Consider the following 7,400-nt stretch of genomic DNA (forward strand, 5'->3'; position numbering starts at 1 on the left):
GCGCGAAGCCGTCGACGGCGGCCAGCGCGGGCAGGTGCGCCCCGGCCGCCCAGCCGCCGTTCGCGCTCAGGCCGACGATGCCGACGCCCACCGTGCGTTCGGTCTCCGCTGCCATCAAGAACCTCCGAAGGGGATCGACGCCTTCAGGCGTCAGGGAATCTGATAGACCGCTCAGGTCGGGAGGTCGGTCAGGTCGCAGGTCGGTCAGGTCGCAGGTCGGTCAGGTCGCAGGTCGGTCAGGTCGCAGGTCGGTCAGGTCGGGGTGCGCGCCGCCGGCGCCACGCCCGTGGCGGGCTGGAGGTCGAACATGACGGCCAGCAGCTCGTGGGAGCGGCGCCGGTCGGCGGGGTCGGCGATGAGATTCTGCACCATGAGCTCGTCGGCCTGGCTCTCCGCGAGCATCCGCGCCAGCGTGGCCCGGACCCCGTCGGCGTCCCCGGCCACGAACTGCGGCCATCGCCCGTCGACGATCCGGGTCGGCTGCTCCTGCTCGGCGTCGGTGAGTTCCGCGGCGGCCTCGTCGGCGCTCGGCAGCATCGCGTTGCCGCCCTGGCGCCGCAGCCGGGCGTAGAAGCCCTTCGCCGAGCCGACCAGCCGCCGTGCCTGCGCCTCGGTCTCGGCGACGGTGACGTTCACCGCCAGGATCGACCGCGGCTCGGCCAGCCCGAACCCCTGGGGTCGGAACTGCTCGCGGTAGTGCCGCAGCGCCGCCGCGGCGCCCGCCGGGTTGATGAAGCCGGCGAAGGCGTACCCGAGGCCGAGCCCGGCCGCGAGGTTCGACCCGGACGGGCTCGACCCCAGCAACCAGGTCTGCGGCACGCCGGGCACCGACGGCGTCAACGGGTTGCCGGCGAACGGGTGCTCCGCCGGGAAGGCGTCGTACAGCCACGCCATCGTCTCGGCGATCTGCTGGGTGTGGTCGTCCTGGGTCGGCTGCCGCCGGTCACGCTGCAACGCCAGGTCGACCACCGGCCCGGCCGTCGCCCGCCCCATGCCCAGATCGATCCGGCCCGGGTACATCGCCTCAAGCTGGGCGAACATCTCGGCGACCTTGAACGGGCTGTAGTGGTTCATCAGGACCGTCCCGGACCCGATCCGGATCGTCGACGTCCGCGCACCGGCGGCCGCGATCAGCAGCTCCGGATGGTGCGACGCGCCGGACCGGCTCAGGTGGTGCTCGGCGAACCAGACCCGGTGAAAGCCCCACGCCTCGGCGTGCCGGGCCGTCTCGACCGCGTCGACGAGCGCCTGCCGCTCGTCCGTACCCGGCGCGACGGTGCCCAGCTCGACGATCGACAGCCTCACCCGCGGCCTGGCGACGGCGTCGTCTGCGGCAATGGCGGCGATGGTCACCGTTCCACCGTAGCCGATAGTTGGTTGGTCCCAACTTGTGGTCTGGCGCCGCGCGTCTCTACCGTGGACCGATGGACCCCGCGCCCGCGACGCCGCCCGCCCTCGCCGCCCTCGAGCGAGCCCTCGCGGACGTGGCGCGGATCCTCGCCGACCGTGCCACCGTCGACGACCTCGCGCGGCGCTCCGGCTTCGACCTGCCCGCCGCCTCGTGGGCGCTGCTGGAGTACCTCGACGGGCACGGCCCCATGCCCGTCTCCGCGGTCGCCGCCTGCCACGGCGTCGACGTCTCCTCGGTCACCCCGCGAATCAAGCGGCTCGAACGCGACGGCCTGATCAGCCGGCGGCGCGAGCCCCGCGACGCCCGCGTCCACCTCATCCACATCACCGAGCGCGGCCGGCACGCGCTGGACAGCGTCCACGCCGCCCGCCGCGACCTGCTCGGCTCGGTGATCGCCGAGCTGGACCCGACCCACGTCGGCATCGCCGCCGAGGTCCTCGAGCTGGTCGCCGATCGGCTCTCCACCACGCGGCGACGCATCGACGCCCAGTCCCCGGCTTCCTGACCACGTCGGCGGATAGGGGGCGTGGAAAGCCTCGACATCAAGGTGGGCACAGGCCCGAGCGGACATCCGGTGGCGACGCTCCAGGACCGTGGGCGAGACAGGACTGTCGGCGAGACCTGTGCGCATCCTTCGTTTCAGGTCGCCTGCGTGGCCAGCCTGCGCAGGGCCCGCACGGCAGGTGATCCGGGGTCGGCCGTCATCAGGACAACCTCCTGGTCGTCCTCGGGCACGAGCAGGACGTCACAGTTCAACCGCAGCGCACCGGCCTCCGGATGGTCCAGGGTCTTGGTGCGGTGCCCGGGAGCGTGGATCGGACGCGCCTCCCAGATCTGCCGGAACTCCGCACTGCCGGCGTGCAGTTCGGCGAGCAGCGCGGCCAGCCGCGAGTCATGCGGGTAGCGGTCCGCGGCCCGGCGCAGCCGTGCCACCACGATGTGCCCGAATTCCTCGGCGCTGGAGCTCTCGTACATCTGCCCCTGGCCCAGGAAGCGGCGTCGGGCCAGGTTCGTCGTCCCGCTTCCAAGGTCGGCGCCGAGCAGTGCCCGGGCCAGGGGGTTCCAGGCGACAACGTCGTACGCCGCGTCCGTGACGATGGCACCGGTCTCCGGCAGCCGCGCCAGCATCCGGGCCACGTGCGGACGCACCCGCCGCACGGCGCTGAGGCCAGGCGGCGCGCTCGAACCCGCCAGGCGGAACAGGTGGCTGCGCTCGGGCGGCGTGAGCCGCAGAACGCGGGCCAGCGCGTCCAGGATCCGGGCCGATGGCCGCGGCCCCCGGGCCTGCTCCAGCCGTGTGTAGTAGTCGACCGACATGTGGGCGAGCTCCGCCACCTCTTCGCGGCGCAGACCCGGTGTGCGGCGGTCGGTGCCCGTCGCCGCCAGGCCGATCTCGGCCGGACGCAGGGCCTCCCGGCGGTCCCGCAGGTAGTGGGCCAGCTCCTGGCGCGCCATGTCGCCCCCTCCCCCGGCCTGGTACAGGCTGTCCCTGGCAGGGCACCCACGGCCAGGGAAGTGTGGTTGCCATGAATGAACGCACAGCTCTGGTCACCGGTGCCAACAAGGGCATCGGCCAGCATATCGCCCGGCTGCTCGCCGCCGAGGGCTTCACCGTGTACGTGGGCTCCCGTGGCCCGGGGCGCGGGCAGCGGGCCGTCGAGGAGATCGGAGCCGGGGCCCGGCTGCTGGTCCTCGACGTGACAGATCCCGACGGCGTCGCACAGGCCGCGGCTCAGCTGGACCGCTTGGACGTGCTGGTCAACAACGCCGGCATCTCGCCGTCACTCGCCCCGCCGACCGACACCGCCGTCGAGGAGTACCGGCGCACATACGAGACCAATGTGTTCGGGGTAGTGGCGGTGACCAATGCCTTCCTGCCCGCCCTGCGCCGGTCCCCGCACCCGCGCATAGTCAACATCTCCAGTGGCACCGCGTCACTGGCCTGGAGCACCACCGCCAACCCCCAGTTCGCCCCGGGAAACGGCGCCGCCGCCGCCTACCGGTCGTCCAAGGCCGCCCTCAACGCCCTCAACGTCCTCTACGCCCAGACGCTGGCCGAGGACGGCTTCAAGGTCAACGCGCTCGCCCCCGGCCTGCGGGCCACCGATCTCAACCCCCAGGCCGCCGCTGCCGGCGGCGACCCGGCCGAGGCCGCGCAGGGTGCCCTCCGCCTGGCCCTGCTGCCGGACGACGGCCCCACCGGTGGCTTCTTCTCCTGGGACGGAACGCCCGTGCCCTGGTGACCTGATCGTGTCGGCGAGGTCGAAGAAGGCGTGACGGTGGTGCGCCGCTCGCACTCCGAGGCCAGCCCCGGTAGACCGCGGATGCCGGCCGGCCACGTCCGGTGCCCCGCCGAAGGGCCGGGTCGAGCCCGGCCTCGCGTCGGGGCACCATCCCGGGCGAGCCGTCTTCGTCAGGCCAGCAGGAGGCCCGCGATGATGAACAGCAGCACGGCCGTCAGCCCATGGATCGCATAGGCGGTGACCTTGGGCCCCCGGTTGCGCAACACGATCAGGGCATCGCCGAGCGGGACGACGGTGATCATGAGCATGAACCAGCCGACCGCCTGGTGGGTCGAGGCGAGGATCAGGGCTATCGGAACGAGCCCCGAGGCGATGTCCCGAATTCCCTTGACCGCGAAGAAGGCATCGGCCTGGCCGATGTCCGGCGGCACGGCGACGCCGAAGGCGGCCGCGGCGGCCCGGGGTACAAGCAGAAACCGCATGCCGATGAAGATGATGGTGACACTGACGATCCACGAGAGCACATAGGCGACGGTTGTCATGGCTACCGCGCCAGTCTGGTCGCGGGAGCCGCCTCGTCGACGGCACTCGCCTCGTCGACGGCGCCCGGCTGGTCGGCGGCGATGGCGGCGGGTCGGTGGCCACCCCGGATCCGGCGCACGTGGGCCGCGTAGAGAATCCGGCCGACCGTGAACCAGATGATGCGGGCCGGCCGCGGAAGCCCGGCGAGGAAAGCCTTGCGCTCAGCCGGCTGCACGTCCTCCAACACGGCACCCAGCAGGGTCACAAGCGCGTTCTTCGGGGTGTTGGCGAGGAAGTGCTCGCCCTGCGCCGCCCATTCCGGCACGCTGAGATACGCGGCGGCGAGTGGCAACAGGTGCGTTTCCTCGTCGTCGAGATGTTCGGTCAGTACCGCCCGGTGCTCGACGAGAGCCTCGACGAGGGCGTCCCGATCCGACCGGTCCGCGCCGGCCTCCCAGGCCACCAGGGCGGTCTGCGCCCGCGCGAGGCTCGCGGCGACCTTCTCGTGCTGGGCCTCCATCCGCAGCACGACGTCGGCGCCCAGGTCCAGGCGGGCGAGCAGCAGCGGCCAGACCAGCTCGTCCTCTCCGTGGTGGTGCACGCCGAGGCCCGACTGGTACCACCGGAAGTAGCCGGCGAGGACCCGCGCCCGGGCGGTGTCGCCCGCGGGAACCCGGGCCGTGAGCTCGGCCAGCAACCGCGATTCGCGGCGGAAGGCCCGATGAATAATCGCCATCTCCTGGGTGTTCGGGCGTTCCATCTCAGTGTCGGGGGCTGCGGAAATGGTCACGGTGTTCCTCCCTCGGTCGCGGCCTTTCCGGGTCCGCGACCTTTCCGGTGCGCGATCGATCTCCGATCGCGTTCGGGCTGTTCCTGTGAGCTGGGACCAGCATCGGAGGCGACACTTGGAGCGCTCATGGAGCCGAGTTGGAGCCGTTGCGCCGCTGCGCCGGTTCGCCGCTGCGCCGGTTCGCCGGTTCGCCGGATGAGTGGGACCGGATGGATAGGATCGGTACGCGATGGTCCGGATCCGAGTGCTCGGCCCGCTGGCGGTCGAGGTGGGCGGACGCCCCGTCGCCCTGGGCGGGCCGCGGCAACGGGCAGTCCTCGCCCGGCTCGTCGTCGCCCGCGGCGAGCTCGTCTCGGTGGACAGGCTGATCGAGGACCTGTGGCGCGGTGAACCGCCGGCCAAGGCCGTGACCTCCCTGCAGTCCTACGTCTCCAACCTGCGCCGGCTGCTGGAGCCGGGACGAGCGCCGCGGACACCGGCGACGATCCTCATCAGCGCGAGTCCGGGATACGCCGTCGCGCTCGACCGGGACGCGGTGGACGCCTGGCGGTTCGAGTCGCTGCTGCGCGAGGCTCGGCGCAACGCCGCCGGCACCGCATCCCGGGCGCTGATCTCCGAGGGCCTGTCGCTGTGGCGCGGCGATGCCTTCGGTGAGGTCGCCGACGAATCGTGGGCCACCGCCGAGACCTCCCGGTTGGCGGACCTTCGCGTCGAGGCCCGGGAGATGCTCGCCGCCGTCGAGCTGCGCGAGGGCAACCTGGCCACCGCCGTGCGGCTCGCGGACACGCTCACCCGGCGCGAGCCCCTGCGGGAGGAGGGCTGGCGACTGCTGGCCCTCGCCCTGTGGGGCGGCAACCGGCAGGCCGACGCCCTCGACGCGTTGCGCCGCGCCCGCCGGCAGCTGGCCGAGGAGCTCGGTCTGGACCCCGGACCCGAACTCGTCCGGCTGGAGGAGGCGATCCTCCAGCAGGACCGGGACGTCCTCGGCGCGGCCATGCGCCCCTCGGCTCCCGAACCGCTCGCACCACCCGCATCACCCGGGCCGTCCCGATCACCGACGCCGGCCGGATCACCACAGCCAGCCGGATCACCGCGACCACTGCCGGGCTTCCCGTCGGTCACCGAGCTGTTCGCCGGGCGCGAGCGGGAACTCGCCGCGCTGGCGGACGTCGCCGCCGACGTTGACCCCGCCGACGTTGACGCCGCCGAGGTTCGTGCGACCGAGGTCCGGGCCGCCGAGGGGGGTGCCGACCGGGCGAGGATCGCACTGGTCACCGGCGAACCGGGAGCCGGGAAGTCGGCACTGTTGCGGCAGGTGCGCCACCGGTTGGCCACGACCGGCTGGCTGGTCGTCGCCGGGCAGTGCCTTGAGGACGAGGGTGCTCCCCCGGCCTGGGCATGGCGGCAGGCCCTGCGCGAGCTGGCCGACGCCGTTCCCCCGCCGGCCGCGCTGGTCGAGCTGCTCGATCCCCTCCTCGCGGACCGGCCGCCCGGCCCGCCGGCCGTCTACCCGTCCGACCACGCGCCCGACCACGCGCCCGACCACGCGTCCGACCACGCGTCCATGGATACCGATCGTCTCGACGCCTCGGCCGGCCGGTTCCGGCTTCACCAGGCCGTGATCACGTGGCTACGAACGTTCGCCGACCGATCGCCGGCGGGGCGACTGGCGATCATCCTGGACGATCTGCACTGGGCCGACGCGGAGACCCTGGCCCTGCTCGGCGCGGTCGGCTCGCAGGCGACCGACGCGCCGATCCTGCTGCTGGCGGCCTACCGGGACGGGGAGGTCGGCCCGGCGCTGACCGAGACGCTCGCCGGGTTGGCCACCCGTTCACCACGGCGTCTGGCGGTGGGCGGGCTGTCCCGGGCGGCGATCACCGACGTCGTCGGCGCGATCTGCCAGCGGCCCGTCGACGCCGACACCGTGCTGGCCCTCGCCGAACGCACCGGGGGCAATCCGTTCCACGTGCGGGAGAGCGCGCGCCTGCTCGCCAGCGAGGGGGCGCTCGTCGCGCTGTCCGAGGTGCCGGACGGCGTACGCGACGTGCTCCGCCGACGGCTCGCGCGCCTGCCGGAGGCGGCGGTGGCAGTGCTGCGACTGGCCGCCGTCGCCGGCGGGGAGGTCGACGTCGAGGTGCTCGTCGACGCGGCCAGTACCGACGAGGAGGGCGTGCTTGACGCCCTGGATGCCGGGATCATCGCCGGTCTGCTCACCGAGCCCGCTCCGGGTCGGGTTCGGTTCACCCATGCGCTCGTCCGGGACACCCTGAGCACCGATCTCAGTCGGCTGCGCCGCATGCGCATGCACGGCGGTCTCGGCGCCGCCCTCGAACGGCTCCGGCCCGACGACACCCCGGCGCTGGCCCACCACTACCTGCGGGCCGCCTCGGCGGCGACGGCGCGCCGGGCCGTCGACTACGCGGTCCGGGCC

Annotated in this window: 7 protein-coding genes and 1 pseudogene; 3 read left to right on the forward strand and 5 right to left on the reverse strand. The window is 73.2% G+C overall.

What is annotated here, in order from left to right; all coding sequences use genetic code 11:
* Both ND748_RS35100 and ND748_RS20770 read right to left on the reverse strand, forming a co-directional pair.
* Positions 1 to 115: pseudogene (locus ND748_RS35100) on the reverse strand (gfo/Idh/MocA family oxidoreductase); the annotation flags it as partial.
* Positions 116 to 252: 137 nt separating this feature from the next.
* Positions 253 to 1,305, reverse strand: coding sequence for an MsnO8 family LLM class oxidoreductase (locus ND748_RS20770; protein ID WP_374215988.1), 1,053 nt, complete (start codon positions 1,303 to 1,305; stop codon positions 253 to 255).
* 119 nt (positions 1,306 to 1,424) lie between these two features.
* Between ND748_RS20770 and ND748_RS20775 the strand changes: the two genes are divergently transcribed.
* Positions 1,425 to 1,916, forward strand: a complete 492-nt coding sequence (locus tag ND748_RS20775; protein ID WP_251747666.1) for a MarR family winged helix-turn-helix transcriptional regulator — start codon at positions 1,425 to 1,427, stop codon at positions 1,914 to 1,916.
* Between the two features lie 134 nt (positions 1,917 to 2,050).
* Here ND748_RS20775 and ND748_RS20780 read toward each other — a convergent pair whose 3' ends face one another.
* On the reverse strand, positions 2,051 to 2,866 hold the full coding sequence (locus ND748_RS20780; protein WP_251747667.1) for a helix-turn-helix transcriptional regulator: 816 nt from the start codon (positions 2,864 to 2,866) through the stop codon (positions 2,051 to 2,053).
* A gap of 71 nt (positions 2,867 to 2,937) precedes the next feature.
* Between ND748_RS20780 and ND748_RS20785 the strand changes: the two genes are divergently transcribed.
* On the forward strand, positions 2,938 to 3,654 hold the full coding sequence (locus tag ND748_RS20785; RefSeq protein ID WP_251747668.1) for an SDR family oxidoreductase: 717 nt from the start codon (positions 2,938 to 2,940) through the stop codon (positions 3,652 to 3,654).
* Between the two features lie 170 nt (positions 3,655 to 3,824).
* On the opposite strand, the gene ND748_RS20790 is transcribed toward ND748_RS20785, so the two are convergent.
* Together ND748_RS20790 and ND748_RS20795 are read right to left on the reverse strand one after the other, a co-directional pair.
* On the reverse strand, positions 3,825 to 4,196 hold the full coding sequence (locus ND748_RS20790) for a DUF4267 domain-containing protein (RefSeq protein WP_251747669.1): 372 nt from the start codon (positions 4,194 to 4,196) through the stop codon (positions 3,825 to 3,827).
* A 2-nt stretch (positions 4,197 to 4,198) separates the two neighbouring features.
* Positions 4,199 to 4,966, reverse strand: a complete 768-nt coding sequence (locus ND748_RS20795; protein ID WP_251747670.1) for a hemerythrin domain-containing protein — start codon at positions 4,964 to 4,966, stop codon at positions 4,199 to 4,201.
* A gap of 229 nt (positions 4,967 to 5,195) precedes the next feature.
* On the opposite strand from ND748_RS20795, the gene ND748_RS20800 reads away from it, so the two are divergent.
* A partial coding sequence (locus tag ND748_RS20800) for a BTAD domain-containing putative transcriptional regulator (RefSeq protein ID WP_251747671.1) occupies positions 5,196 to 7,400 on the forward strand: 2,205 nt, incomplete at its 3' end.

The sequence above is a fragment of the Frankia sp. AiPs1 genome, assembly GCF_023716945.1.
Classification (GTDB): Bacteria; Actinomycetota; Actinomycetes; order Frankiales; family Frankiaceae; genus Frankia.